Source organism: Brevibacillus nigriterrae (genome assembly GCF_049846925.1).
GTDB lineage: Bacteria > Bacillota > Bacilli > Brevibacillales > Brevibacillaceae > Brevibacillus_H.
The window spans coordinates 1-25,870 of record NZ_JBNCMT010000052.1; the positions used below are offsets into that span (position 1 = coordinate 1).

General features: G+C 46.2%; 28 protein-coding genes and 1 other RNA gene. 22 read left to right on the top strand and 7 right to left on the bottom strand.

Going from position 1 to position 25,870, the window contains the following annotated elements:
* The first annotated feature begins 188 nt into the window (after positions 1-188).
* Entirely contained in the window at positions 189-878 is a 690-nt protein-coding gene (locus ACPW7N_RS25015; RefSeq protein WP_425654432.1) for a CPBP family intramembrane glutamic endopeptidase, read from the top strand.
* A gap of 54 nt (positions 879-932) precedes the next feature.
* A complete protein-coding gene (locus ACPW7N_RS25020) occupies positions 933-1,490 on the top strand; it encodes an RNA 2'-phosphotransferase (RefSeq protein ID WP_425654434.1) in 558 nt (185 codons plus the stop codon).
* Here ACPW7N_RS25020 and ACPW7N_RS25025 read toward each other — a convergent pair.
* Positions 1,459-1,989 (bottom strand): DUF309 domain-containing protein, encoded by a 531-nt coding sequence (locus ACPW7N_RS25025; protein ID WP_425654437.1) that lies wholly within the window; start codon positions 1,987-1,989, stop codon positions 1,459-1,461. The two genes, ACPW7N_RS25020 and ACPW7N_RS25025, sit on opposite strands and share 32 nt — an antisense overlap.
* A 95-nt stretch (positions 1,990-2,084) precedes the next feature.
* Here ACPW7N_RS25025 and ACPW7N_RS25030 point away from each other — a divergent pair, with 95 nt between their 5' ends.
* Positions 2,085-2,315 (top strand): hypothetical protein, encoded by a 231-nt coding sequence (locus ACPW7N_RS25030; protein WP_425654438.1) that lies wholly within the window; start codon positions 2,085-2,087, stop codon positions 2,313-2,315.
* A 51-nt stretch (positions 2,316-2,366) separates the two neighbouring features.
* Here the strand turns inward: ACPW7N_RS25030 and ACPW7N_RS25035 are convergent, their stop codons facing one another.
* On the bottom strand, positions 2,367-2,537 hold the full coding sequence (locus ACPW7N_RS25035) for a YjzC family protein (protein ID WP_425654439.1): 171 nt from the start codon (positions 2,535-2,537) through the stop codon (positions 2,367-2,369).
* Between the two features lie 141 nt (positions 2,538-2,678).
* Here ACPW7N_RS25035 and ACPW7N_RS25040 point away from each other — a divergent pair, with 141 nt between their 5' ends.
* The 7 genes from ACPW7N_RS25040 (at position 2,679) to ssrS (ending at position 8,893) form a co-directional block, all read left to right on the top strand.
* Complete coding sequence (locus ACPW7N_RS25040) at positions 2,679-3,623, top strand: GntR family transcriptional regulator (RefSeq protein WP_425654441.1); 945 nt, start codon at positions 2,679-2,681, stop codon at positions 3,621-3,623.
* 63 nt (positions 3,624-3,686) lie between these two features.
* The gene (locus ACPW7N_RS25045; RefSeq protein WP_425654471.1) at positions 3,687-4,580 is read left to right on the top strand and encodes a DMT family transporter; all 894 of its coding nucleotides are present in this window, start codon (positions 3,687-3,689) and stop codon (positions 4,578-4,580) included.
* Between the two features lie 280 nt (positions 4,581-4,860).
* Complete coding sequence (locus ACPW7N_RS25050; RefSeq protein WP_425654442.1) at positions 4,861-5,007, top strand: hypothetical protein; 147 nt, start codon at positions 4,861-4,863, stop codon at positions 5,005-5,007.
* 71 nt (positions 5,008-5,078) lie between these two features.
* Positions 5,079-6,245: a CaiB/BaiF CoA transferase family protein gene (locus ACPW7N_RS25055; protein ID WP_425654443.1), complete on the top strand. Its 1,167-nt coding sequence runs from the start codon at positions 5,079-5,081 to the stop codon at positions 6,243-6,245.
* A complete protein-coding gene (locus ACPW7N_RS25060) occupies positions 6,245-7,018 on the top strand; it encodes an enoyl-CoA hydratase/isomerase family protein (RefSeq protein ID WP_425654444.1) in 774 nt (257 codons plus the stop codon). Before ACPW7N_RS25055 ends, ACPW7N_RS25060 begins: the two co-directional genes overlap by 1 nt.
* A 41-nt stretch (positions 7,019-7,059) precedes the next feature.
* Positions 7,060-8,622: a long-chain-fatty-acid--CoA ligase gene (locus tag ACPW7N_RS25065; protein WP_425654445.1), complete on the top strand. Its 1,563-nt coding sequence runs from the start codon at positions 7,060-7,062 to the stop codon at positions 8,620-8,622.
* A gap of 80 nt (positions 8,623-8,702) precedes the next feature.
* Positions 8,703-8,893: non-coding RNA, 6S RNA (gene ssrS, locus ACPW7N_RS25070), on the top strand.
* Between the two features lie 69 nt (positions 8,894-8,962).
* Here ssrS and ACPW7N_RS25075 read toward each other — a convergent pair.
* The 5 genes from ACPW7N_RS25075 to ACPW7N_RS25095 all read right to left on the bottom strand — a co-directional run bounded on the left by ACPW7N_RS25075 (position 8,963) and on the right by ACPW7N_RS25095 (position 13,679).
* Positions 8,963-9,322, bottom strand: a complete 360-nt coding sequence (locus ACPW7N_RS25075; RefSeq protein WP_425654446.1) for a hypothetical protein — start codon at positions 9,320-9,322, stop codon at positions 8,963-8,965.
* A gap of 153 nt (positions 9,323-9,475) precedes the next feature.
* The gene (locus ACPW7N_RS25080) at positions 9,476-10,720 is read right to left on the bottom strand and encodes a stalk domain-containing protein (RefSeq protein WP_425654448.1); all 1,245 of its coding nucleotides are present in this window, start codon (positions 10,718-10,720) and stop codon (positions 9,476-9,478) included.
* A gap of 323 nt (positions 10,721-11,043) precedes the next feature.
* Positions 11,044-11,469, bottom strand: a complete 426-nt coding sequence (locus tag ACPW7N_RS25085; protein ID WP_425654449.1) for a hypothetical protein — start codon at positions 11,467-11,469, stop codon at positions 11,044-11,046.
* 50 nt (positions 11,470-11,519) lie between these two features.
* Positions 11,520-11,864, bottom strand: coding sequence for a DUF2512 family protein (locus ACPW7N_RS25090; RefSeq protein ID WP_425654451.1), 345 nt, complete (start codon positions 11,862-11,864; stop codon positions 11,520-11,522).
* Positions 11,865-11,942: 78 nt separating this feature from the next.
* On the bottom strand, positions 11,943-13,679 hold the full coding sequence (locus ACPW7N_RS25095) for an Rqc2 family fibronectin-binding protein (RefSeq protein WP_425654452.1): 1,737 nt from the start codon (positions 13,677-13,679) through the stop codon (positions 11,943-11,945).
* Positions 13,680-13,854: 175 nt separating this feature from the next.
* On the opposite strand from ACPW7N_RS25095, the gene ACPW7N_RS25100 reads away from it, so the two are divergent.
* The 12 genes from ACPW7N_RS25100 to pknB all read left to right on the top strand — a co-directional run.
* The gene (locus tag ACPW7N_RS25100; protein ID WP_425654453.1) at positions 13,855-14,736 is read left to right on the top strand and encodes a YicC/YloC family endoribonuclease; all 882 of its coding nucleotides are present in this window, start codon (positions 13,855-13,857) and stop codon (positions 14,734-14,736) included.
* A 25-nt stretch (positions 14,737-14,761) separates the two neighbouring features.
* Positions 14,762-15,022: an extracellular matrix/biofilm regulator RemA gene (remA, locus tag ACPW7N_RS25105; protein ID WP_425654455.1), complete on the top strand. Its 261-nt coding sequence runs from the start codon at positions 14,762-14,764 to the stop codon at positions 15,020-15,022.
* A 21-nt stretch (positions 15,023-15,043) separates the two neighbouring features.
* A complete protein-coding gene (gmk, locus tag ACPW7N_RS25110; protein WP_425654456.1) occupies positions 15,044-15,658 on the top strand; it encodes a guanylate kinase in 615 nt (204 codons plus the stop codon).
* 5 nt (positions 15,659-15,663) lie between these two features.
* Complete coding sequence (gene rpoZ / locus ACPW7N_RS25115; protein WP_425654457.1) at positions 15,664-15,873, top strand: DNA-directed RNA polymerase subunit omega; 210 nt, start codon at positions 15,664-15,666, stop codon at positions 15,871-15,873.
* A gap of 91 nt (positions 15,874-15,964) precedes the next feature.
* Positions 15,965-17,221: a bifunctional phosphopantothenoylcysteine decarboxylase/phosphopantothenate--cysteine ligase CoaBC gene (gene coaBC, locus ACPW7N_RS25120; RefSeq protein WP_425654458.1), complete on the top strand. Its 1,257-nt coding sequence runs from the start codon at positions 15,965-15,967 to the stop codon at positions 17,219-17,221.
* Between the two features lie 5 nt (positions 17,222-17,226).
* Entirely contained in the window at positions 17,227-19,680 is a 2,454-nt protein-coding gene (priA, locus tag ACPW7N_RS25125) for a primosomal protein N' (RefSeq protein WP_425654460.1), read from the top strand.
* A gap of 13 nt (positions 19,681-19,693) precedes the next feature.
* A complete protein-coding gene (def, locus tag ACPW7N_RS25130; RefSeq protein WP_425654461.1) occupies positions 19,694-20,170 on the top strand; it encodes a peptide deformylase in 477 nt (158 codons plus the stop codon).
* Positions 20,171-20,172: 2 nt separating this feature from the next.
* A complete protein-coding gene (gene fmt / locus ACPW7N_RS25135) occupies positions 20,173-21,129 on the top strand; it encodes a methionyl-tRNA formyltransferase (protein WP_425654463.1) in 957 nt (318 codons plus the stop codon).
* A gap of 2 nt (positions 21,130-21,131) precedes the next feature.
* Positions 21,132-22,493, top strand: a complete 1,362-nt coding sequence (gene rsmB / locus ACPW7N_RS25140) for a 16S rRNA (cytosine(967)-C(5))-methyltransferase RsmB (protein ID WP_425654464.1) — start codon at positions 21,132-21,134, stop codon at positions 22,491-22,493.
* 163 nt (positions 22,494-22,656) lie between these two features.
* Positions 22,657-23,727 (top strand): dual-specificity RNA methyltransferase RlmN, encoded by a 1,071-nt coding sequence (gene rlmN / locus ACPW7N_RS25145; protein ID WP_425654466.1) that lies wholly within the window; start codon positions 22,657-22,659, stop codon positions 23,725-23,727.
* A gap of 5 nt (positions 23,728-23,732) precedes the next feature.
* Positions 23,733-24,497 (top strand): Stp1/IreP family PP2C-type Ser/Thr phosphatase, encoded by a 765-nt coding sequence (locus tag ACPW7N_RS25150; RefSeq protein ID WP_425654468.1) that lies wholly within the window; start codon positions 23,733-23,735, stop codon positions 24,495-24,497.
* 5 nt (positions 24,498-24,502) lie between these two features.
* Positions 24,503-25,870: Stk1 family PASTA domain-containing Ser/Thr kinase (pknB, locus tag ACPW7N_RS25155; protein WP_425654469.1), on the top strand; the 1,368-nt coding region annotated here is incomplete at its 3' end.

A 25,870-nucleotide genomic window follows, 5' to 3' on the forward strand; every position in this document is an offset into this window, starting at 1 on the left:
TTTTGAAACGTTAAAATAATTTTTAGTGATAACTTCTAGTATACCGTTTTACATGCAAAACGTCTCGATGTTTTTCTCGTTATCATTCAGTCTGGTTTGTTTTGTTTTTACAATGATTGGGGATAATATGGTGGCTTGTCATAATTGCACTCGATTGGTCAGATTGATGGAGGAAAGGGAGTATCGAAATGAAAGTGAAAGACTCCCTGAAGATTTATTATGTATATGGCCTGATGGCGATTGCAGCAGTTTCAACGGGATTGCTTGTGTTTCACAGCATCATTTTGACATTCATCCTGTTTCATATCGTGACTTGCCTGGGTGTTCCTGTTGTTCATGGATGGTGGGAATGGAGGCTTCGGAAAAATTGGCAAGATCTCGCAAATTACCACGTTATCAATAAAAGAGATTGTCTCATCGAGGGAGTAGGAAGTGGCTTCGTCTTGATGATCGGTGTTCTGTCTGGATTTTACCTCATGATACAGACTGGGGTATCAGTCAATTGGATACGATCGAATCTGGAAGAGTGGGGTTTAACCCATGAATGGCTGTGGGCGTTTGCGATCTATATGTCGGTTGGGAATTCATTTTTTGAAGAACTGTTGTGGCGGGGCTTCACGATGGAACGATTGGGTCGGTTGCTTTCAGTTCAGGAGGCAGTCATGCTAAGCAGCCTGTTTTATGCTTCCTACCATGTGGTTATTGGCTCTGTTTTGTTTGGCTGGAGCTGGGGATTGCTTGTCGCATCACTTGCCTGGATAATAGGCTGCTATTGGGCCTATCTCCGGTTGAAATATCGATCACTGGCAGGTCCTTGGACGAGTCATCTGCTTGTTGATGTGGGGATAATGATCAGCTTGATCTACTGGATCTATTAGAGGTAGTTCAAAAAGTCCGGGAAACATAGTGTTCAAACGATTAGGAGGTCTAGGATGATTGCAACCTTTCAAGAGACCCGTTTGCGTACGAGACTGCTATCCATCTTGAGGCAGAAAGCGGAACAACGACCGATCTTCTTCGATGTGTTCGGCTACACACGGATCGACCAACTAATCAACTACCTGCGTACCCTCAAAGATTTTCCACGAGTTACGATCGATGAGGTTAAACAGGTAATCATCAATGATCCACGAAAACAGATCGAATGGGACGGGGGGAGTCTTCTTCGTGCTACTTATGGCTTTTCACCAAGCCGCAACATCGTTCGGACACCAAGAACCCCACCTGATGAATTGTATTACGCAACACACAAGAAACTGGCAAGTCAAGCAAGAACAGTCGGTTTGTTCCCGATTGCGAGTGATCTGGTACAGTTGACGTCTGATCGAACCATTTTTCAACCAGAAAAAGCTGACATCGCTCTGTTCACCATCCGTGCAAAAGCATGTATGAAAGCGGAGATACCGTTCTATCGGTCCGATGAAATCTTCTATTTTGCTGATTCTATTCCAGTAGAGTTTATTTCTGCTGCTGACGTTGGCTCATCTTAAGCTGCAATTGGTTTTGCCGCTCTGAGATTACTTCGCTACGGTCACGCAAGGTGTGCTTATTGACCAAATAAGTGTTGGACAAATCACTCTGTTGTCCGAATGGCAATCCTCTTTGCTGACATTCTTCCTGACATATATTGAGCAAATGCGGGTCACACAAGGGAAGGGTAATACTTGCGTAAGGGGCATGGGAATTCACGTTTTGAATGGTCTGTGAGAGCAAATCAAACAGTTGCTCGGCGTCCATTCCCAAATGAGAGAGAGCAGTTTGTTCCTGCTGCAAAATACGGTATGCGCCTTGAAGCATTTTGAGTGCACCAGCAAGCTTGCCTCGGCGGTAGTGATACATGCCCACTGCAAGTTGAATTAGGCCGACCCAGATTGGCTTTTTTGTACTAGATTCTTTCCAGAATTCTTCCAAAATCTCATGACATTCAAAATAATCACGATCTCCGTGAAAATGAACGAGAAAATTGATATAACTTTGCGGATATGTCATCGAAATCAGTCTCCTAATTCGCAAGGTATTCCATTATTATAATAGAAGGACAACCACTTGCACAAAATGAATTGAAGAGAGGATGTACATTCAGTATGACAAGAGATGAATTGGTGGCCACCCTTGAACAAAAGGGACTGGATGATATTATCGAACTGATTGAAGATGCTGAAAATGGTGAATTAGAGGAACTCGAACTGGTCGAAAGTCTGGGGCTTTTGTACGAGGAAGATTTAAACAGGGAAGTTCTTCAGTTGTTGCAAAGCTTGGGTGTAACAATTACCTATGTATCAGAAGAAGATTTTGATGAAGAAGACGAAGATTAATGGGAGAAGACCAAGCCAATGAGCGCTTGGTCTTATTTTTTGTTAGGCACATTACTTTTGTGTCCATACACGATTTTTGTTGCGCGTAGCTGGGAACTTTTGACCCTTTTCCAGTTCAACAATCAGTGGATCTTGCACACTGGACCCACTTTCTCCAATTTCCATGTAGACTGCATTCTTTGGAGATTTTTCGCCTTCCTTAAAGCGGCTGTGTTCGCCCAAGTTGATCACCTCTCTTTACCAATAGTATGCCCAAGGGAGATAGGCCCATCCGAAGAGTGAAAAAAGCATAAAAATCTAATTGACTAAATTTTTTGATGATTGATATACTATTGAAATCAAATGATCTTGGGAGGATTACTCATGTTGAGGATCACTTTGCAAAAAGAATCTTCCGTATCGTATCACGAACAGCTCTATCAACAGATTGCTTCACTGATTCGCAGTGGAGAATTAGCCTCGCATTCCCAATTGCCAACCGTTCGGGAACTAGCTTCCCGACTGCATGTCAACTACAACACAGTTCGAAGTGTTTATCTTCGTTTACAACAAGAAGGTTTGGTTGATTCAAGACAAGGGAGAGGAACGACTGTCAGCAATGTTGTAAATGATCCCTTGCTTACTCGCAATCCTGCTCACTTGACATTGCTTGCCAAAGAAACACTGCACAAAGTAAAAGCCATGGGCTACACCATGGAGGATTTCAATCGTGTGCTTTCCGTTGTGATGAAAGAAATCAACCATTTGCCTGTTTTGTTTTTACGTTTTACGGAGTTGGAACTGGCGGAGTATTGCCGTCTCGTCCAATACCATTTGCCCAGTGTCATGATCGAAGGATGGACACTGGAAGCGTTCTGGGAGCGGTTGGAACAGGATACTTCGTTTTTACACGAATACAAAGCAATTGTGGCGCATCCATCGGTGACCCAAAATCTGATTCAGTCACTCCCTCGGGAAGCACCTCCTGTGGTTGGATTGGACTTTATACCAGACCCAACCGTGGTCATTCCAGAAGTGGATGCTTATCCCAGACATACAAAGGTAGGCTTGATCTGTGCGACTACACGCGGAGTAGAGGGAATGATCGACGACTTGCACAATGCGGGTATCAAGCACATTAATATCCGCTCCATTGAAGCAAATCATCCCGATGTATTTGAATTAATTGCGGATTGCGATGTTGTTTATATTTCAAAACCGGGCTATATGACCCGTCCAAATTTACTAACCTTGCCTAAAGTAAAAGAGTTCAGGGAAATTCCCGATCATCATGGAATCACCGATTTACGCAAGATGGTATCACAATAAGACATAATGACAAGGTCAACAGGCTAGTTGGAAGGAGAGCCACATGTGAACAAGGCTATCGGAATGCTGATTCTATCGGTTGTGCTGTGGGGAATGACAATTGCACCGACGAAGTGGGCGATGGAGTCTGTACATCCGTTTACCCTGACGTTTTTGCGATTATTTTTGGCGAGTTTGCTGTTCGTACCTTTCACATGGATGCGGGCGAAAAAAGCTGGTGGCGTTATCCGAATTCCCTGGAAGAGGATGAGCATGCTCTCCTTTACAGGTGTTTCAGGTTACTTTTTATTTGGCACTTACGGTATCTCCCTGACGAGTGGGGTGAATGCGAGCATACTCTCTGCTTCGTTGCCCTTGTTTACTATCATTTTTGCTGCAGTTTACCTGAAAGAACGAATACGTACTCCGCAATGGTTAGGCATCCTGCTTGGAATTGTCGGCGTTCTTATTATCTCCGTTCAGTCCAATCAAGGTAGTAATGGATCATTACTTGGAGACATTCTGGTCCTGACAAGCTGTTTCATTTGGGCGATTTATGTTGTCCAGATGAAGCGTCCGCAAGACGAGGCAGAACTGCCGAGTGAATTATTTACGGCATTGACCCTGATGCTAGGAGCGATCATGCTCGTTCCGTTTGCAGCAGTGGAGACTTGGATGGTCGGACTTCCCCCCCTGCCGTTGAAAGGGTGGCTCAGTCTTGGCTACTTGGTTCTTGGCTCTTCCATCGCTGCCTACTGGCTCTGGAACAAGGCTTTGGAATCTGTCTCAGCAGCAAGTGCCGGCGTTTATTTGAATACACTTCCGCTTGTCAGTGTGCTAACTGCGATTGTTTTGCTCAATGAAGCTGTCACTTGGCGAACCATTCTCGGAGGGTCCTTTATCCTCATTGGAGTCTTCTGGGCAGAACGGTATAAAGCAGCAAGCAATTCCGTCACAGATTTGACTGAACAGGCATGATGTAGAATCATCCGTGACATTCGCTTATTTTTTCAAGTCAATAGTTGGGTGTACCAGTCATGACCCGAACTCCCTTCATACCTTGTAATTGTACCAGTCACTAAGGGGGTGAAGCGAGTGAGTTGCGGATGCAAAAAATCACATTGCAAAACGAAATGTCACTGCAAAAAATGTTGTAAGAAGAAGTATTACAAAAAGGTTTGCACGAAAGTTCCGTATTATAAAACAAAATGCCATGATTACTACAAAGGTGATTCTTCCTCTTCATGTGGTGGTGGATATGACTCTGGTCATGGACACGGCGGCTACATGGGCATGGGTTATGACAGCAGCAGCAGATACTAATACTGTGAGGGAAAAAGGCGCTGAAAATCAGCGTCTTTTTACTTTGAACAAGAAGATCAGCATGCATAAATTTTCTGAATAGATAGAGGATTTATGAAAATAGATGACGAAATAGCATACACATAACCTGATCTAGAAAAGGAGGGGGGAGAATTGTTAACAGGTTTGACAGTAGTAGATTTCTCAAGGTATCTCCCAGGCCCTGTGTGCACCATGCGCTTGGCTGATAAAGGAGCAGAAGTAATCAAGGTGGAGTCGTATCCAACGGGAGATCCGGGGCGGACACTTGGTCCTAAATACGGGGATGACAGCACTTTATTCATCAGCTCCAATCGCAACAAGCAAAGTATTGCTATTAATTTGCGCACAGAACAAGGGAGAGATTTAGCTTTTCGGTTAGCAGTACAGGCAGATGTGATTGTCGAGAGCTTTCGACCCGGGGTTATGCAACATCTCGGACTAGATTATGAGCGCATTCGAGCCTATAAACCGGATGTTATTTACTGCTCATTGACAGGTTATGGGCAGTACGGAACCATGCATCAACTGGGGGGACATGACCTTAACTATCAGGCTGTGAGCGGGTTGCTTGGCGTCACGAAAGATAGTGAAGGGAGACCGGTATTATCTGAGATCCCGATTGCTGACTATGTCGGAGGGGTATACGCTTCTGAGCAAATATGTGCTGCACTTGTTCAAAAGGTATTGAAAGGGCAAGGTGCTTACCTCGACATTGCATCAGCAGATGTGCTGGCCAGTTGGATGGGTATGCACGTGATGCTTGCGGAATTAGGCGGAAAAGTGACGATGAATCATTTTTTAACCGATTTATTTTCCTACAACATCTACGAGACAGCAGATGGTCGGTATGTGGCCTTGGCTGCCTTGGAAGATAAATTTTGGCAAAATTTTTGCCGAGCTGTGGGCCGTCTTGACTGGGAGGACATCACCGAGCGTAACATCACCCGTTACCCCGAAATTTTCGATGAGTTGAAAGCGCTTTTTTTGATGCGTACGCAATCCGAGTGGAATGAATTGGGGACAGAAGTCGATTGCTGCTTAACTGCTGTAGAAGAGTTGGACACATGGATGACCAGCCCCTATATAACCGGTAGAAATTTGTCCTTTTCCCTTGAATCAGGACAAACGGGATCGCTGGTGCATATTCGCACTTCATTCGATCACCCGAACGACGGAACTCACCCGCCTAAGCTAGGTGAGCATACATGGAATGTTCTTCAAGCAAAGCTGGGAGTTTCGCCAGAACAATTGAAGCACTATGCAGATTTACGAATTATACCTAAAGGAGAGACAACATAATGACGGAACAAACCGAATTGAAAGCAGTCATCACCCAATTTGAGAACCACGTATTCACCATCACACTGAACCGTCCACAAGTATTAAATGCACTGACAACTGATATGTTTCTGGAATTACAGCAGGCGATTCATCACGCTGCTACCAATGAACAAATCAAAATCGTCGTACTGAAGGGAGCGGGCGGAAACTTTTGTTCAGGTGCCGATCTGAGTGTATTAGGCAGTATGAGTACACGGGAACAGGCGGATGAATCGCTCGATGTAATCAACAGCTTTTTAAGAGAACTGCACTATATGAACAAACCTGTTATCGCTGTCGTTGAAGGTGTTGCTGTAGGGGCTGGCCTCAATCTGGCACTGCATGCGGATTTCGTTTTGGCCACCAAAGATGCCGTGTTACAGGAGCCGTTTGTTCATATTGGGCTTACAACTGATTTTGGAGGTACCTATCTGTTGCCACGGTTGGTTGGAATGGCACAGGCGAAGCGTCTTGCCATGCTGGGTGAAAAAATCTCCGGCCAGGAAGCAGCCGAGATCGGTTTGATCTTTAAGGCAGTAGAAGCGCATGAACTGGGTGAACAGCTTGATCAACTGCTTGCGACTTTGTTCCGCTTGCCTCCACAAGCAGTTGTTAAAACAAAAGAGGGACTGGAAACTTGTCTATCCTTGTCACTCGATGAAGCTTTGGCATGGGAGAAAGCGAATCAACCGGAATTAATCCTGAATCCAAACTTTCAGGCATTGATCGCAGCCAGATTAAAACGCAAATAAAGGAAAAGAAGCTTACACAATCGTGAAGGAGGAGTTTGTTCATGGTAATTACACAAGGTTTAATCACACATGCCAAAGGTCGCCCCAACAAGGTAGCAATTCTTGACGGTGAAAAATCTTTTACATACCGTGAGTTTGCTGATCGTGTCTGCAAATTGGCTGGCAGTCTGGAACAGGCAGGCGTTCAAAAAGGTGACCGTGTTGCATTATTAATGCTGAATGAATCTCGTTATCTGGAACTCCTTTACGGTATCACGTTGCTAGGTGCGGTAGCTGTTCCACTTAATGTAAGGTTGGCACCAGCAGAGGTGAGCTTCATCCTTCAAGACAGTGGGGCAAAATACTTGTTTATGCATCGTGAATTCTTGCCGCTCTTACCCAAACTGAAAGCGGAAGTGGATTCTGTCTTGGGGTACATTCTGTGTGAGGACAATGACCTTGCAGAAGGAACCAAAGGGTATGAGGATTTCATCTTGGAAGGAGCGCCTGTAGAATTGCAGGCTCGAGCAGAAGAGAACGATGTAGCAGGCATTTTCTACACAGGGGGAACGACTGGTCTGCCCAAAGGGGTTATGCTGACACATCGGAACCTGTTAAGTAATGCTTATAATGTAGGCTTGGCGCTTGGTTATAATGTGAATGACGTTTATCTTCATGCTGCACCCATGTTCCATCTTGCCGATGGTGCTTCCACATTTGCCATTACGGTTGTCGGTGGAACGCATGCTCACGTCCGTTTCTTTGAACCAAATCTGGTGTTGAAAACAATTCAGGACCAAAAGGTAACCAGTTCACTCCTGGTTCCTACGATGATAACAATGCTGATCAATACACCTTCCATTAAGGAATACAATTTGTCCAGCTGGAAGAAAGTGCTTTACGGGGCATCTCCTTGTCCACCAGAGGTGCTCAAAAAGGCAAAATCTCTTCTGCCGATCGATTTCTTCCAGGGATATGGGTTGAGCGAAGCATCACCCGTGTTAACATTCCTTTTTCCGCAAGACCATGTAGTCGAAGGGGATGAGCGATTGGTGAACCGTCTGGCATCTTGCGGACAGCCGTTGCCAGGCGTCGAGGTCCGTTGCGTAAATGGACTGGGAGAAGATGTGCAGCCGGGTGAAGTAGGTGAAATCATTGCCAAAGGGCCAACGATAATGAAAGGCTACTGGAACCGCCCGGAAGAAACATTTGCTGCGATCAAAAATGGGTGGCTGTATACCGGAGACATGGCAACGGTTGATGATGAGAATTTTTTCTTTATTGTGGATCGTAAAAAAGACATGATCGTCACAGGCGGGGAAAATGTATACTCGGTTGAGGTAGAGAACAGCATCTATACCCATCCGGCTGTATTGGAAGCAGCAGTTGTGGGTGTTCCTGATGAAAAATGGGGAGAAGCGGTGAAGGCAGTTGTCGTACTCCGCAAAGATGCCGAGCTGACCGAAGAGGCTCTGATCAATCATTGCCGTACACAATTAGCCAATTACAAAGTGCCGAAATCCGTTGAGTTTGTGAATGAACTGCCGAAAAGCGGAGCAGGCAAGATTTTGAAGCGGAATCTCAGAGATCAATACTGGCAAGGACTCCAGCGCAAAGTAAACTAAAGTAGCTTTTAATGCGATGGTAACAATTCACGTTGTGTGAACCTTTTTATTATGATACTATAAAGGTGTTGAATCACTACGGAATCCTGCGATGTGCGTATGGCTTATTATGTTTTTAACCTTGAGTGTTTCTAGGGAGACAGAACTCTATTGGCCTATGTCAGGCCCACCTCCAGAAATGGACGCATGGGAAGGCAGAAGCTTAGACGGGTCACCCACCTGTTAGTACAGGTTAAAGAAACATTGAGCTGGACGGCAGAGCGGGGCTACATAATGAATGACAAAAGTCTGGGGAGCGTATCCTCAGGCTTTTTTACTGTTTAGGAGGTTAAGTACTGTCTTAATATTTCATTTTATTTTTAATTCTGACGGTTTCTTCAAGAGCGGACATTGCTATTCCTTTGGTAATGATTAGATCATCATTTTGTTCTTCAATCCGGCCGTTTAAAGTTGCAACGCTATGAATCAGTTGAACCGTCATCTCCATATGCTGTTGTTGATCTTGTTTTATCTCTTTGATTTCCCTTTTCATATCTATGATTTCGCCTTTCATTTCTTTCACATCGGTTTGTAACTCTTTGATTTCGCTTTTCATCACTTTGATATCAGTCTTCATCACTTTGATATCAGTCTTCATCTCTTTGATATCGCTCTTTACATCCTTGAATTCATCTAAAATTAGCTTCAAAATTTCTTCCACCTCGAGCACCTCCTTATAATTATTATATCACTAGTTAGTTTTATCTCTAAATTTGAATATTGTCCTAATCCTGTGCTAGGAAAATACCATTGGTTCTAAAAGCACAAAACCAACGCCCCTCCGAGAGGTAGCGTTGGTTCGCATTTCTTACGGTTATTTTTTATTTTTTAAAGCTTCAGCACGCAGCACTTTTGTTTTATCATTCACTACTTCTTTGATTACATCAGCTTTTACGGTTTGGAATGGTGCCACCGAGCGCTTTTCAACCAAGATGACGTGGTAACCAAATTGGGTTTTAACAGGCTTGCCTACTTTTCCGATAGGTTGCTTAACTGCTGCATCACGGAATGGCCCAACCCAGTTGCTCACCAAAGCATTTTCGTACAAACCACCATTGTTTTTGCTGCCTGGATCAGTTGAAAGGGCCTTTGCCAGATCGGCAAACTTTTCACCTTTTGCTAATCGATCAATCACTTGTTTTGCTTCGGCTTCTGTCGCTACGAGAATGTGGCGAACGCTTGCCACTGTATAAAGCTCAGGGTGCTGATTGTAGTAGGCCAGCAATTCTTGTTCGGTAAGTGTTGATTGAACATAAGATGCTGTATAGAGATCATACGTAAAGAAATCGCGGATATCCTGATCTGTAATACCCAGAGCAACCATTTCTTTGTTCATTGCGTCCTGTGACTTATTTCGATCTAGTGCTGCATTTTTGGCTTGTGCCACCAGATTATCTAACTTTTCTTTCTGTACGGAGAATTTGGAACCGTGGACAGCCATCAAGTATTTGCCATACAAAGCTTCGTTCGCTGTTTTCGTGCGAAGTGCAGTTGTAAAGACTCCAGGCAATTCCTTATTGCCAGTAAAGATGAAACGGTATACGTTGTACTGTTTATCAGCCTCAGCATTTGTCAGTGCAACATTTTCCAGAGAAGCATACAGTTTTTGATCCGGTTTTTGATCGCTGATAAGCACCTTTTGTTCGGATGCATTCCAGTTTACTTGGTAGCTCAGCGCTTCGGCAATAAAGCGAACAGGAACCATCGTACGTCCATTGATAATTTGTGCAGGAGTATCGAGGGTGATCGCTTGTCCATTGCGCTTGGCGGTCTTTTGGTTAATGACCAGGTTGACTGTGCTTGATGCTTTAGCAATCCCGACTGTCTGCGTTTTGCTGTCCCAGTCTACTTTGAAGCCGAGTCCCTCTGCAATTGGTCTGATCGGCACAAGGGTACGGCTGTTTTTAATCACTGGTTTTTGATCAGGGAAAACTATTGATTTCGCGTTATACACGACTTGGATGTCTGATTTTGGTTGCGTTGCAGCAGAAACCCCAGAGGCAACTGTTGGCAGCAACATAAAGGCTAGTGCAATCGCAAGAGTCTTTTTCAATCGCATGAGCGTTATCAACTCCTGTAAGTTTTTTTTTCGAGTACTGAGTGGTACTGATAAAGCCTACAATTTTTTATTCAGAAATTCAAGGTCAAGATATTGGAATCGACTTTTTCCCATCGCCAGGAAGTGGTCAAACACATTGCCGCCTCTTATGTAACGCTGGTTGACCACTTTTTATCCTGTCGATCGGTAAAAAGTCTAAGTTGCACTATCAAAGTCGCAATGCATAAGGACAAGCATTTTTCTGGCGTGGCTAGCGCAATCAAACTTTTCGGTCTTCAAAAGAAAAGCTATCGCATTTAACATCTGCGATAGCTCGGTCATACTTATTGAAAATTGCTGCTTCCACTGCTTCCTCGTTGCCAGCCTGAGGCTCCTTGCCTGCCTGAGCCTCCTTGGTTATTTCCATTCTCATTGCCGTTCTGATCTCCATCGCTGACGACAGTACAGTGAGATTTGATGTCTTTTGTTTCTTTTGCATCCTGGATGATTTGATACATTTGCAGGAAGGTTGCCTTTTGGCCTTCAGGAATTCCCTTGATTCGGACGGTCATCTCTTGTTCATTGTTTTGCTTCTGCTGTTGATCGCCTTGATCAGAACCACCGTCACTGTCCTGTCCCATCCCGAAGAGGGAGAAGCCGCCGCTATCGTTGTTATCTCCGTTCGATTGTTTATCTTTTTCTTTTTGATCCTGCTCAAACAGGATGTTGAATTCGTTTAGATCGGTTTGTACAATTCCAATCACATTCATCTCACTTACTCCTTTATCTGAGAATAGTCACTTTAGTAAGGGTTGAATGCTCAGCCGGGATGCTTCGAATGATGGACGCCATGTCTTTGCAAATAATCGTGGAAAAAGTATTCCACAACCGATAAGGCAAAAGACGTAAGAAAAATACCAGACAAGAGATACGGTTGTACGAAAGTAACTGCAGCCGCCCACAAAAAACCGAAAGCCATGATGAAGTCGGCGGTACTTGCAAACGTGTTATTGGTTTTGGGCAGGATCATCAGGTCACCGAGCCAAAAAGATAGGAAGGACAAAGCAATACTCGAAAGAATCGCAAACAGTAGTGATGTGTTCGACCAGATCAGGCCTGGTACAACGACAGCGCTTGTAAGGAGCAGTTTCCACAGAATCGGCATGGGATAAGTTACCCCCTTTACTCGAACACCCGGATACGACTTGTGGGTTTTTCTTAGTATTGGGTGTAACGATCAGTTCTATGCTTCCTTTGATTCGAGTGATGGATTTGCTTTTAGGGTAGTTACAAGTGATTCTTCCGGTGTGACGTACAAGGTTTTCTGATGATCGTAAATGACAAAGCCGGGTTTGGAACCACTCGGTTTTTTCACATGCTTGACCAGCGTGTAATCAACTGGTACGAGGCTTCCTTGTCTTGCCTTGCAGAAATAGGCTGCCAACATAGCTGCTTCGAAAAGTGTCTGATCAGGTATTTCTCGGGAACGAATCACCACATGAGAGCCGGGTATGTCTTTGGCATGCAGCCATGTGTCGCCGCCTGTAGCCAGCTTGTTGGTAAGGAAATCGTTTTGCTTATTGTTTTTCCCGACGTAAATGGCAATCTTGTCGCTGGAATAGTAAACGTCGATTACGGGTTGCGTGTCTTTTTTCTTTTTATTTGAGCGGCGCTGGCGATCTCGCAAATACCCTTGCTCCACCAGTTCTTCCCTGATTTCCATCGCTTCACGGACGGTTGCGTGCTCTAATTGAACGAGTAGGCCATCCATATAGAGAATCTCGTCTTGGGCCAGCTTGATTTGTTCTCCTACAACTTGCATGCTGTTTTTTGCTTTGTTGTAGCGTTTGTAATAAGCTTGCAAGTTTTCGGATGGCGTCTTCAGGGGATCGAGTGGAATCGAGATGGTTGCGCCAGCATCGTCGTACCAGTTGACGGTGACAAGCTCTGTGTCTCCTCGCTTGATCAGATGCATATTTGCAGTGATCAGCTCGCCATACAATCGAAATTGCTCTGCTTCTTCGGCCTCTTGCAGGGTTTGAAGCAATTTTTCAATTTTCTTTTCATTTTTCTGCTTTTCATTGGTTACGATTCGGATGAGGTCATGTGATTTTTGTTTGACAAGGTCACGCAGCGCTTTTCCTTCATAGAATGTTTGCAAGCATTGGCTGATGGAGCCATACGTAACTGTCTCACCATCGGCAAGATGGGTCAAGGATGTAATGGAGAAGGCTGTCTTCTCTTTTGTCTGGACAATCACAGGTTCATACTGGTTGGCCTTTACCTGTTCCATAAGCTGACGGAAGGCTTGCCATACGTGCTCTCTTGTCGGTAATCCAGCACGATGGACGATTTCTTTTGCCAAAAGGGGGCTAAGTCCACTAAACTGATCCACAATCTGTTTATCCAGTTTGCCTTCGTTCCATTGCAGAGTCATGGTAAATTCCTGCTCGGTTACCGTCAGCGGATTTTGTTTGTTCTGATTGGGTGGGGCCACATACGTGCGTCCAGGGAGAACTTGACGATACTGACTAATCCCGTGTGTTACATGGAGGACGCTGTCGAGTATGTGTTTGGTATCCGGGTCAATCAGGATGATGTTGCTGTGACGACCCATAATCTCTATGACAATCCGCTTGTTAGTAACATCTCCCAATTCGTCCCGTGATTTCACGTCAATATGGATGATCCGCTCCATCTCTACCTGCTGGACGGACTCAATGACGCCTCCTTCACAGTACTTACGAAGCAACATGCAAAACATGGGAGCTTCCGGTGGATTCACAAATTCCTCCGAAGTCAAATGAATGCGGGGATAGGTCGGATTGGCAGAGAGCAAAAGCTTCTGATTGCCCGCTTTGGTTCGAATCAAAAAGACAAGGTCTGTCTTGTGTGGTTGATGTATCCGTGTGATGCGTCCGCCCACCAGAAGAGATAACTCCTGGGCAACCGAACGAGTTACAATTCCGTCAAAAGCCACTTTTCTTTCACCTCAATAAACATAACATTCTTCCCATGAGTGTATCACATCGCTTGATGATGATCATCTGCAAGCCGATGAAACCTTCTGCAAATCAAAGCTATCCCAAGTTGACACAGGTAAAGATTGTCTCCTATAATAAATTAACGATTTTATGCCTATGGAAGTGAAATCCATGATTCATAGCATGACCGGATACGGGAGAAAAGAAGTAGAACGAGGCACTGTCAGACTTGTCGTTGAGATGCGTGCTGTGAACCACCGCTTTAGTGAACTGATCGTCCGCTTGCCGAAGACATGGGGAATGATGGAGGATCGGATCAAGAAGGAAGTTTCCAAGCGTGTGAGACGCGGCCGAGTCGAGATTGGTGTAACCATTGAACAGAATCCGCAGCATACGGAAGATCTGAACCTGAATTGGGAGATGGCAGAACAATACATCCGATTGTCTTCTCAGTTAAAATTGCAATTTGCCATTCCTGATACGTTAGGAACGAAGGAACTGCTGTCACTGCCTGGGATGATTTTGCGTGATGAGTTGGCAGCCACGCCTGTAGAAGAAATTGCTGACTGGTTGATGGAAGTGATCGAGGATGCGGCGGACGAACTGCTTGCCATGAAAAAGGCAGAAGGAGAACGTCTCTCATTGGATCTCAGAGACCGTCTGCAAAAAATTGAAGAGTGGACAACACAAATTCAAACGATGGCACCACAGGTTGTTAGTGAGTACAAGAGTCGATTGGAGCTCAGACTGTCAACTCTGCTCAAAGAGCTTCCCGTCGATGAGTCAAGGATTGCCCAAGAAATTGCCTTATTTGCTGATCGAATTGACATCAGTGAAGAAATAACCCGCTTACATAGTCACTGTGTCCAATTTGCCGAGCAGGTAGAGAGTGAGGAAGCAGTTGGGCGAAAGCTTGATTTTCTTTTGCAAGAGATGAACAGAGAAGTAAATACGATTGGTTCCAAAGCAAATTACTTGCCCATCCAAAGCCTCGCTGTAGAAATGAAAACAGAGCTTGAGAAAATGAGAGAGCAAGTTCAAAACATAGAGTGAGGAAAGAAAGGAGGGGGCTGACACCGTGGCGATTAAATTAATCAACATCGGTTTTGGTAATATTGTAAATGCGAATCGAATTATCTCGATTGTAAGTCCTGAGTCAGCACCGATTAAACGAATCATTCAGGAAGCCCGAGACCGCAGTATGCTGGTGGATGCTACATACGGACGACGCACTCGTGCTGTTATTATTACGGATAGTGATCACGTGATCTTGTCAGCGGTTCAACCAGAAACCGTTGCACAGCGCTTAACCAATAAAGACGATGAGTCTGATGAATAGAGTAGGAGATGAATTTGCACCATGGGGATTGATAAAGGCTTGCTACTGGTTCTCTCTGGGCCATCAGGTGTAGGAAAAGGGACGGTATGCAAAGCGTTACGCCCAAAATTGCCCAACCTTGTGTACTCTGTATCTGCAACCACACGCAAACCGCGTGAAGGGGAAGTGGATGGCGTCAATTATTTCTTTAAGTCAAAAGAGGAATTTGAACAGATGATCCAACAAGATGAGTTGTTGGAGTGGGCAGAATATGTAGGCAACTTCTATGGAACCCCTCGCAAGTTCGTAGAAGATACACTCGCCAGCGGCAAAGATGTTATTCTCGAAATTGAGGTTCAGGGGGCACTGCAGGTCAAGCAAAAATTCCCTGAAGGCATTTTTCTTTTCCTTGCTCCACCTGATTTGGAAGAACTCCAAAGCCGCATTGTTGGACGTGGAACAGAAAATGAAGATACGATTCGCAAGCGGATGGACATGGCTCGCTATGAAATCGAGCTGATGGACCAATACGATTATGTGGTAGTCAATGATGTGATTGATTCTGCTTGCAGCCGGATCGATGCAATCATTACAGCAGAACATCTCAAAAAAGAACGTCAAATTGAAAAATACCGTAGATGGTTGAAGGAGGACTAAGATTCATGATTTATCCATCCATTGATAAATTGACCGATAAAGTAGATTCCAAATACATTCTGGTGACTGTTGCTTCCAAGCGTGCTCGCCAATTGCGGGAACACAACGACCTGCAAATCACCAAACCGGCTTCTCGAAAATTTGTCGGCCAAGCATTAGAAGAGTTATTCACAGACAAAATTGTTTTTGAAAATACGGATGTGCGCAGTAAGTAAACAACCTCTTGCAGGTTGTTTTTTTCAATGAATCGGCAAGTATAGAATTCGAAGCGATTTTGGAGCCAAGGGGAAGGAGGTTGTATTTTTTATGCAACCGTTAGATAAAAAGACGATCATTCTCGGGGTTACTGGAGGAATCGCAGCCTATAAAGCAGCAGCACTGACAAGCAAGCTGACTCAGGCTGGAGCAGATGTGTATGTGATTTTGACGGATTCAGCACAGAAATTTATCCAACCGCTTACGTTTCAGGCCTTGTCCCATCATCCAGTCTACACAGACACGTTTACGGAACCGAATGCACAAGTCATTTCTCACATCGATCTGGCAGACAGGGCAGATCTGGTGATTATCGCTCCCGCTACAGCAAATACGATCGGAAAACTGGCGAACGGGATTGCCGATGATATGTTAACGACAACACTGCTGGCAACGAAAGCTCCTGTGATGATCGCTCCTGCGATGAACGTCAACATGTACCAGCATCCAGCAGTACAAGCCAATATGGAGCGTCTCGTCCAATTTGGCTATCACTTTATTGAACCGGGAGAGGGACTGTTAGCCTGTGGCTGGATCGGCAAGGGCAGACTGGAAGAACCGGAGCGGATCGTAGACATTGTTATCGATTTTTTTGCCAAGCAGGAAAATCAACGTGAGACCAGTCGAGAAACAAAGCAAGATTTATCGGGCAAACAGATTCTGGTGACGGCTGGGCCAACCCGAGAAAAGATTGATCCTGTGCGTTATATCTCTAATCATTCCACAGGCAAAATGGGTTATGCTATCGCTGAAGCGGCAAGAGACCGTGGTGCATCCGTGACACTTGTCAGTGGCCCGACCGCACTTCCCCAACCTGCTGGCGTGAAGTTTGTGGCAGTTGAGTCGGTGCATGAGATGTTTGATGCGGTGATGGGTGAGCTGCCATCGATGGACATTGTCATCAAATCAGCAGCTGTTTCGGATTATCGTCCGAAAACTATTTCCCACCATAAGATGAAAAAAACAGACTCCGATCTCTCGCTTGAATTGGAGAAGGCACCCGATATTTTACAAACCATTGGCGAGCGCAAGCATTCGGATCAGTTCGTCGTTGGGTTTGCCGCCGAAACACAGGATCTGTCCAAATACGCACTGGACAAATTGGCACGCAAGAACTGTGACATGATCGTCGGCAACAATGTATTGACAGAAGGGGCAGGGATGGGCAGCGATACGAATATCGTTACCATTTACACCAGAGATGGCGACACCGTGCAAATTCCCAAAATGAGCAAGCGCGAAGTAGCTGAGCGAATCCTTGATACCGTCGTTGAAAAAATCACTGCAGTATGCAGACAAGAGATGTGATAAACATGATTGCCCAAGTAATCGTGGATGTACCTGCCACTCGAATGAATCGGCCGTTTGACTACCTGGTTCCCGATTACCATGTGCCTCTGATTGAGGTTGGCAGCCGGGTGGTAGTTCCCTTTGGCCCTCGTAAATTACAGGGGTACGTCGTAGGTCTGCAAGAAGAAGTGGAGAGTGATATTTTTGCAGATGAAGACAAGCCACAAAAACTGAAACCGATCCTTGAGGTGCTGGATGATCTTGCTCCACTCACACCCGAACTGATTCAACTGGCAAGCTGGATGAGCAAGCAGTATCTTTGTCCGTTGGTGCTTGCTTTGCAGTCCATGATTCCAGCCATGCTCAGAAGCAAGTCGGAGAAGTATCTTTGTTTAAGTGATGAGCTGGACGAGCGGTCTGCCAGACGTTCACCTTTGCTTCTTTACTTAATGGAGCATCGCAGTATGTCGCTAAGTGAAGCACAAAAGCGTTTTGCTGATGAACTGACGCTTGTCTCCGGCTGGATCAAATCAGGCATTCTCTCCTATGAATATCAGGTGAAGGATCGGATTACTCGCAAAAAAGAAACCTGTCTGAAGCTGTCGATCCCGGTTAATCAGGCAATGGAAATAATTGATAGCCTGCCTGCCCGCTCGGACCGAATGAAACGGGTACTGGCCTATCTGATCGATTGGTCACATGATCAGCTACCAACCGTAAAAGCGATCATGACGGAGCTGGACATTTCACGCAGCACCATTACGACGCTTGTTGAAAAGGGCTGGGTCAAAACCTTTGAACGGGAAGTGTTGAGGGACCCGTTTGCCAATCGAACGTTTACGCCCGATCCCAAGCATGCATTCACCCAAGAGCAGCAAGTAGCACTAGCACCGATTCTTCGTTCTGTCGATTCTCATGAGTTTGCCTCGTTTCTTTTACACGGAGTAACAGGCAGCGGTAAAACAGAAGTGTATCTCGAAGCCATCGAACGAACACTCGAGCAAGGCAGAGAAGCCATCTTGCTCGTGCCGGAAATCTCCCTGACACCGCAAATGGTGAATCGGTTAAAAGGGCGATTCGGAGACCGGGTTGCTGTCCTGCATAGTGCATTGTCACAGGGAGAGAGATATGATGAATGGCGCAAGATCCAACGTGGCCAGGTAAAGCTTGTAGTCGGTGCAAGGTCAGCGATATTCGCTCCTTTCCGACGGTTGGGGCTGATTATCATCGATGAAGAGCACGAAAGCTCGTATAAACAGGAAGAGACACCGCGCTATCATACAAGGGATGTAGCCATGTGGCGGGCCAAGGAAAATCAGGGTGTTCTGATTCTCGGCAGCGCTACACCGTCGCTCGAGACCTATGCCTTGGCGACGAGAGGCCGGTATCAGTTGCTCCAAATGAAGGAACGGGTTGGCGGCCGTGCTTTGCCCGATGTTCATATCGTGGATATGCGAAATGAACTTCGCTCGGATAATCGCTCGATGTTCAGCAGAGACCTTCACCAGATGATTGAGGATCGCCTGCGCAAACAGGAGCAAATTGTTCTCTTCCTGAATCGCAGAGGGTATTCAACCTTTGTCATGTGCCGATCGTGCGGTTATACACTAAGCTGTCCTCATTGCGAGATATCGCTTACCTACCATCGAACAAACCATACGGCAAGATGCCACTATTGCGGTTATTCGACGGTACAACCCAAGCATTGTCCCGAATGTCAAAGTGAACACATACGCTTTTTTGGAACCGGGACACAAAAGATTGAGGAAGAGCTGGCTCGGCTGTTCCCCGGTGTCCGAGTGATTCGGATGGACGTGGATACGACATCTCGCAAAGGTGCTCATGAAGAGCTGTTGTCCAAATTTCGGACGGGGCAGGGAGATATTCTGTTGGGGACGCAAATGATTGCCAAGGGACTGGATTTTCCGAGGGTAACCCTAGTCGGTGTGATCGCAGCCGACACCTCGCTACACCTTCCTGATTTTCGGGCGGCGGAGAAGACATTCCAACTGCTGGCACAAGTCGGCGGGCGCGCCGGACGCCATGAATTGAAGGGAGACGTATTGATTCAGACGTACACGCCTGAGCATTACAGCATCCAGCATGCGACAAGGCATGACTACGAGGCTTTTTATGAAGAGGAAATGCGATATCGAAAAATAACAGGGTATCCTCCGTTTTATCGGCTGGTGCTGATCACATTTTCTCATGAGGATGTTCCCATGGTCATTCGTGCAGCGGAGCAATATGCGCATTATTTGCGGACACGGATCGCTCCTACGACGAAATTGCTGGGACCCGTCGCTTCGCCGATTGCTAGGATCAAAGATAGATTTCGCTTCCAACTCATGCTAAAATATCGTGATGAGCCCAAATTGGTCGAGTTATTGGCACAGTTGGTTGCTCATTTTGAAGAGGAAATGAAACAGCATCAGGTTCAGGTGACAGTCGATTTGGACCCACAGGTGCTTTTATAGGAGGATAAAAAACATGGCGATTCGTACAATTGTGAAACACCCTGATCCAATTTTGAGAGAAAAAGCAATGGAAGTCACGAAGTTCAATGCCAATTTGCACAAATTACTCGATGACATGGCAGATACCATGTACGATGCGGACGGTGTAGGTCTGGCAGCGCCACAAGTCGGGATTTCCAAGCGAGTCATCGTCATGGATTGTGGAGATGGCCTGATCGAGATGGTAAATCCAGTCATTCTTGAACATAAAGGAGAACAATTTGACTATCCGGAAGGTTGCCTGAGTATTCCGGGACTGCGTGGCGATGTGCGCCGTCATAAGTGGATCAAGCTGCGTGGACAAGACCGGGATGGCAACGTTTTTGAAATGGAAGCAGATGATTTGCTCTCTCGTTGTGCTCAGCACGAAATTGACCATTTGAATGGAGTACTGTTCATTGATGTAGCCGACAAGGTATATCAGGTGAAACCAGAAGAGGAAGGGGAGTAATCGTGAACGACATACGAATCCTTTTTATGGGAACGCCTGATTTTGCTGTGCAAAGCCTGGAGGCGCTGCTGTCAGGAGGGTATCAGGTGGTAGGTGTCGTGACACAGCCTGACCGTCCTGTCGGCCGAAAACAGGTGCTTACTGCTCCTCCAGTGAAGGAAGCAGCATTGCGTCACGGCTTGCCTGTCTATCAGCCGGAGAAAATTCGCCAAAGCGAAGCACTCCAATTGATTCTAGGTGAGACCAAACCTGATTTGATCGTTACAGCAGCCTACGGACAAATCTTGCCGAAGGAGCTGCTGGATGCGCCCAAACACGGCTGTATCAACGTACACGCCTCCCTCTTGCCGAAATACAGAGGCGGGGCTCCTATACATAAATGCATTGTCGAAGCTGAGCAGGAATCAGGCGTCACCATCATGTACATGGTCGAGGCACTGGATGCAGGCGACATGATTTCCAAAGTGGTTGTACCAATCGAAGAGCGTGATACAGTTGGTTCTCTGCATGACAAGCTGGCAATAGCGGGAGCCAACCTGCTTGTAGAGACGTTGCCCGCACTGCTTGCAGGCGATATCCAGGCCGAACCGCAGAATCATGCGGAAGCAACTTTTGCTCCCAATATCAAGCGGGAAGATGAACGGATCAAGTGGACGGGGTCTGCTGAAAGTATTTATAATCAGGTTCGAGGTCTTAATCCCTGGCCTGTAGCGTATACACAATTCGAAGGCAAGGTATGGAAAATCTGGTGGGTGGAAAAAATTTCATTTAACGATACTTTAGGTGAACCGGGAACGATCATTCGTCGTGAAACGGATGGTCTTGTTGTAGCTTGCGGACAGGGAAGCGTCAAAATCACGGAACTGCAACCCGAAGGCAAGAAGCGGATGAGCATGGCTGATTTCCTCAAAGGTGCCGGTTCCCATACTGAAGTCGGTTCTAAGTTGGGAGAAGTTTAAGTGTGGCTAGGACAAAAATAAACGGAGCACGTGACGTTGCTTTAGAGATTCTGACTCGTGTGGATGAACATCAATCCTACAGCAATCTCGAATTAAAAAATGTACTCTCATCCCATCAGCTCAGCCCGCAAGACACTGGGCTGGTGACTGAGCTTGTTTACGGAACGATTCAGCGACGGTTGACTTTGGATACCGTCATTACCCGCTTCGTCAAAGGCGGTACAAAAAAATTGCAACCGTGGGTATTAAACCTGCTTCGGATGAGCTTGTATCAGGTTCGTTATCTCGATCGGGTGCCTGATCGGGCCGCTGTGCATGAAGCAGTAGAGATAGCTAAGCGCAAGGGACATCAGGGCATTTCTTCACTTGTAAACGGAGTCCTGCGCAATGTGCTTCGACAGCCTGAGACGTGGACAACGGCACCCAAGGGAAGTGTTGCCGAGCAAATCGCTTACGAAGAGTCTCATCCAATCTGGTTAGTCAAGCGCTGGTTGAAATTGTACGGAGAAGAAGCAACTCGGGCCATTTGTCAAACGAACAATTTGCCCCCGCACACCTCTGTCCGTGTGAATCGGTTAAAAATCGCACAGGAAGATTTGCTGGCTCATCTGAAAAGGGATTTACCAGAAGTGGCTGTTTCGACTCTATCGCCTGACGGGTTGGTCGTCTCGGGTCATGCAGCAGGCACAAGCTGGTTTCAGGATGGGTTCATGACCATTCAGGATGAAAGCTCGATGCTGGTTGCTCCCGCCTTGCACGTGAAGCCGGGAATGCGGGTGCTGGATGCCTGCGCTGCCCCAGGTGGCAAAACGACCCATCTCGCAGAAATGATGGACAATCAGGGAGAAATCGTCGCTTGTGATGTTCACCCGCATAAACGGGAATTAATCGGGCAAACAGCGAAACGACTGGGAATTACCATCGTAAAAACTCTTGTCTCTGATGCGGCAGATTTGCCCAATCAAGAGATTGGTCTGTTTGATCGTATTCTCCTGGATGCTCCTTGTACGGGACTCGGTGTCATCCGTCGAAAACCCGATATCAAATGGAACAAAACAGAACAGGATATCAAAGACATTGCCAAGGTTCAATTCGAACTGATTACGCAAGTGTCAAAACTGCTGAAACCGGGTGGGCTTCTGGTTTACAGTACCTGTACGATGGAGCCGGAAGAAAATCAGCACCTGGTGGGACGATTTTTACAGGAGAACCCTGATTATGAATGGGATCTGTCGCTTACGCAAGATCTTCCTCCTGCCGTCCAGAAGCTCGCCGATGGACAACAGGGCTTTATTCAGATTCTTCCGCATCAGTTTTCAAGCGATGGCTTCTTTATCTCTCGCATTCGCAGAAAAGAAGCGTAGTTTTTCTTTATAACGATCTTTGAGGAGTGGCCCTTCCGTGTGTGGTGCGGTAGTCCACTCCTTTGTGCTACATTCCTTTTCCTTTTGAATGGAAAAGGGTACAATGAAAAATAAGTTTATGAAAAGCGTCAAGACGTTTTTCACAGAAAAGGTGAATATACAAATGGCGATAGAGAGTTTAACGGGACACAAGCCGTTAATTTACAGTTTAACATTAGATGAGCTCAAGAATTGGCTGACGGAAAACCAGGAAAAAGCGTTCCGTGCTCAACAAATTTTTGATTGGCTTTACGTGAAACGGATTTACACGTTTGATGAAATGAGCAATCTCTCCAAGGAACTGCGTCAAAAGCTGGCTGAGAGCTTTCGGATGGATGCGCTGAAAGAGATTACGAGACAGCAGTCTACCGACGGCACGATCAAAATCCTGTTTCAGCTTGTTGACGGGCACGCCATCGAGACAGTGATCATGCGCCACAACTACGGCAATAGCATTTGTGTCACGACACAGGTAGGCTGTCGAATTGGTTGTACATTTTGTGCTTCTACTTTGGGTGGGTTGAAGCGTAATTTAGAAGCGGGAGAAATCGTCTCGCAAGTATTAATGGCTCAGCGTGCTCTTGACGTGGAAGAGGGACGGGCGAGTCATGTGGTTGTCATGGGCATCGGGGAGCCTTTTGAGAACTTTGACAACCTGCTCTCGTTCCTCAACATCATCAATGACAACCGAGGATTGTCAATTGGACAACGGCACATCACGGTTTCCACCAGTGGCATCATCCCGAAAATCTATGAATTCGCTGAAAAAGGCGGTCAAGTCAATCTGGCTATCTCCTTGCATGCACCTAATACCGAGCTTCGGACGAAACTGATGCCGGTAAACCGTGGATTCCCACTGGAGAAATTAATGGAGGCATGCCGCTACTATGTCGCCAAAACAGGTCGTCGCATCACGTTTGAATACGGTTTATTTGGTGGACAGAACGACCAACAGCAACATGCAGAAGAGTTAGCCCGTCTAATAGGTGATCTTATGTGCCACGTCAACCTGATTCCGGTGAATTATGTGCCAGAGCGAGACTATGTACGTACTCCCAGAGATCAGATTTTCGATTTCAAACGAATCCTAGACAAACATAAGATTAATGTAACAATCAGGCGTGAGCATGGAAGTGATATTGCAGCAGCTTGTGGACAGTTGCGCGCACAACACGCCAAAGAATCGGCGAGGTGAAACGGATGGAAATTGCGATGAAGACCCATATCGGCTGCGTGCGTCAGATTAACGAGGATTATTTTGCCTATGTAATTGACTTGCAAGGCCGAGTTCTAGCTATCGTGGCTGATGGCATGGGGGGACATCAAGCAGGTGACGTAGCAAGCAAAATGGCAGTTGAGCGAATTCTTGCGGAGTTCCGTGATACGCAAGATGAGCTTTCCAAAGAGGATGAGCGAGAGAAGTTAATGAATGCAATCCTCTCTGCCAACCAGGAAGTGTTTCGATATGCAGAGGATCATCCGGAATGCAACGGGATGGGTACAACAGTGGTTGCCGCTATTGTTGGGGAAGACAGCGGATCAATTGCTCACATAGGTGACAGCCGCATGTACCTGTTTGTAAATGGTGTGTTGACACAACGTACGGAGGATCACTCACTGGTTCAAGAGCTTCTTCGCAACGGGCAAATCACAGAACAGGAAGCGATTCACCACCCGCAGCGAAACGTATTGATGCGAGCGCTCGGAACGGAGGAATCCGTCCTGATTGAGCTTGGTGAATTTGCATGGTCACAAGGTGATGTCGTATTGCTTTGCTCAGACGGATTAAGCAATAAAGTGCCAATCGCTGTCATGGAAAAATGGCTGAAAGAACCTCTCTCCTTGCAAGAACAAGTGGATGCTCTCATACAACATGCATTAGACGCTGGAGGCGAAGATAACATTACCTGTGTTGCTGTACGCAACATTCCCATGCCTTCTGACGTCAGTCGGAAAGAGGGGTGAGAGGAATGGAAGGTCAACGTTTAGGAGGACGCTACCAGCTTGAGCGAAAGATTGGCGGCGGGGGAATGGCGATTGTTTATCGAGCCAGAGACCTCGTATTGAATCGAACAGTTGCGGTCAAGGTGCTGAGACCACAATTCGGGATAGATGAAGATTTCGTCAATCGTTTTCGTCGGGAAGCTATTGCAGTAGCCAGTTTGTCCCATCCCAATATTGTCAGTGTATACGACGTCGGAGAAGATGAAGACACGTATTTCATGGTAATGGAGTACATAGAAGGTCTAACGGTAAAAGACTTGATCAACCAACAGGGAGCACTCCCTACGGCGGAAGCAGTGCGGATTGCCGTTCAGGTTTGTGATGCACTGGATCACGCTCATCAGAATCAGATTATCCACCGTGATATCAAGCCGCATAACATTCTGATCGGCAACAATGGTCGAGTCAAAGTAACAGACTTCGGGATTGCCCGGGCTGTTACCTCAGCAACAATTACACATACGGGTTCTGTGCTCGGCTCTGTCCATTATTTTTCACCTGAACAGGCAAGAGGCGGGGTTACGGGCGAAAAATCGGATATTTATTCCTTAGGTATCGTTCTCTATGAAATGGTAACAGGCAAGCTGCCTTTCTCGGGAGATTCGCCGATTTCAGTAGCCTTGAAGCATTTGCAGGAACCACTGCCGCATCCGAGAGAGATTAACCCCAATCTGCCACAAAGCGTAGAGAACGTGATTCTAAAAGCGCTGGTGAAGGACCCGTTCCTTCGCTATGCCTCTGCTCGTGAAATGTTGCTTGATCTGGAGACGTGCTTGACCAAGGAGCGTCAAAACGAACCGAAAATTGAGTTCCCAGTGGACGACGAACAGACCAGGGTGATTCCTGCGATTACGCCGGAAATGCTGGAGCAAGCCAACAAAGAACAGCAGAATCGCACTCGCATTCGACCGGATGAAGAACAGAAGAAGAAACCGAACTTGTGGATCAAAGCAATCAGTTGGATCGGTGCAATCGGGTTGTTCATCGTTCTCGCATTCGTTGGGTTTAATTATGCGATGGAAATCTTCCATGTCCCTGAATATCCTGTTCCGCTTGTCCAGGGCACGAAGGTGGAAATTGCTGAAGCCAAAATTCGGGAAGCAAAGCTTATTCCCAAAGTGGAATACACCTTTTCATCGCAGGAAGAGGGGATTGTAACCGAACAAAATCCTGCACCGCCGATGCGATTGAAAGAAAATGGGGAAGTCCTCATTGTAGTCAGCAAGGGACAGCAAAATATTCCGATGCCTCAATTTATCGGCTTGAATCGTGCATCTGCCGAAGAACAATTGAAGTTACAGAATTTTAAGGACTATCAATTTGTTGAGGAAGAG

Coding starts and splice junctions, on each gene's coding strand:
- ACPW7N_RS25090 (WP_425654451.1), bottom strand. CDS start 11,864: ATGCCGATTCTGTGGAAACTGCTCCTTACAAGCGCTGTCGTTGTACCA.
- rlmN (WP_425654466.1), top strand. CDS start 22,657: ATGGCGATAGAGAGTTTAACGGGACACAAGCCGTTAATTTACAGTTTA.
- rpoZ (WP_425654457.1), top strand. CDS start 15,664: ATGATTTATCCATCCATTGATAAATTGACCGATAAAGTAGATTCCAAA.
- priA (WP_425654460.1), top strand. CDS start 17,227: ATGATTGCCCAAGTAATCGTGGATGTACCTGCCACTCGAATGAATCGG.
- ACPW7N_RS25065 (WP_425654445.1), top strand. CDS start 7,060: ATGGTAATTACACAAGGTTTAATCACACATGCCAAAGGTCGCCCCAAC.
- ACPW7N_RS25085 (WP_425654449.1), bottom strand. CDS start 11,469: ATGAATGTGATTGGAATTGTACAAACCGATCTAAACGAATTCAACATC.
- ACPW7N_RS25050 (WP_425654442.1), top strand. CDS start 4,861: ATGACTCTGGTCATGGACACGGCGGCTACATGGGCATGGGTTATGACA.
- ACPW7N_RS25060 (WP_425654444.1), top strand. CDS start 6,245: ATGACGGAACAAACCGAATTGAAAGCAGTCATCACCCAATTTGAGAAC.
- ACPW7N_RS25040 (WP_425654441.1), top strand. CDS start 2,679: ATGTTGAGGATCACTTTGCAAAAAGAATCTTCCGTATCGTATCACGAA.
- ACPW7N_RS25030 (WP_425654438.1), top strand. CDS start 2,085: ATGACAAGAGATGAATTGGTGGCCACCCTTGAACAAAAGGGACTGGAT.
- coaBC (WP_425654458.1), top strand. CDS start 15,965: ATGCAACCGTTAGATAAAAAGACGATCATTCTCGGGGTTACTGGAGGA.
- gmk (WP_425654456.1), top strand. CDS start 15,044: ATGGGGATTGATAAAGGCTTGCTACTGGTTCTCTCTGGGCCATCAGGT.
- ACPW7N_RS25080 (WP_425654448.1), bottom strand. CDS start 10,720: ATGCGATTGAAAAAGACTCTTGCGATTGCACTAGCCTTTATGTTGCTG.
- def (WP_425654461.1), top strand. CDS start 19,694: ATGGCGATTCGTACAATTGTGAAACACCCTGATCCAATTTTGAGAGAA.
- ACPW7N_RS25020 (WP_425654434.1), top strand. CDS start 933: ATGATTGCAACCTTTCAAGAGACCCGTTTGCGTACGAGACTGCTATCC.
- ACPW7N_RS25045 (WP_425654471.1), top strand. CDS start 3,687: ATGCTGATTCTATCGGTTGTGCTGTGGGGAATGACAATTGCACCGACG.
- ACPW7N_RS25025 (WP_425654437.1), bottom strand. CDS start 1,989: ATGACATATCCGCAAAGTTATATCAATTTTCTCGTTCATTTTCACGGA.
- ACPW7N_RS25015 (WP_425654432.1), top strand. CDS start 189: ATGAAAGTGAAAGACTCCCTGAAGATTTATTATGTATATGGCCTGATG.
- ACPW7N_RS25150 (WP_425654468.1), top strand. CDS start 23,733: ATGGAAATTGCGATGAAGACCCATATCGGCTGCGTGCGTCAGATTAAC.
- ACPW7N_RS25100 (WP_425654453.1), top strand. CDS start 13,855: ATGATTCATAGCATGACCGGATACGGGAGAAAAGAAGTAGAACGAGGC.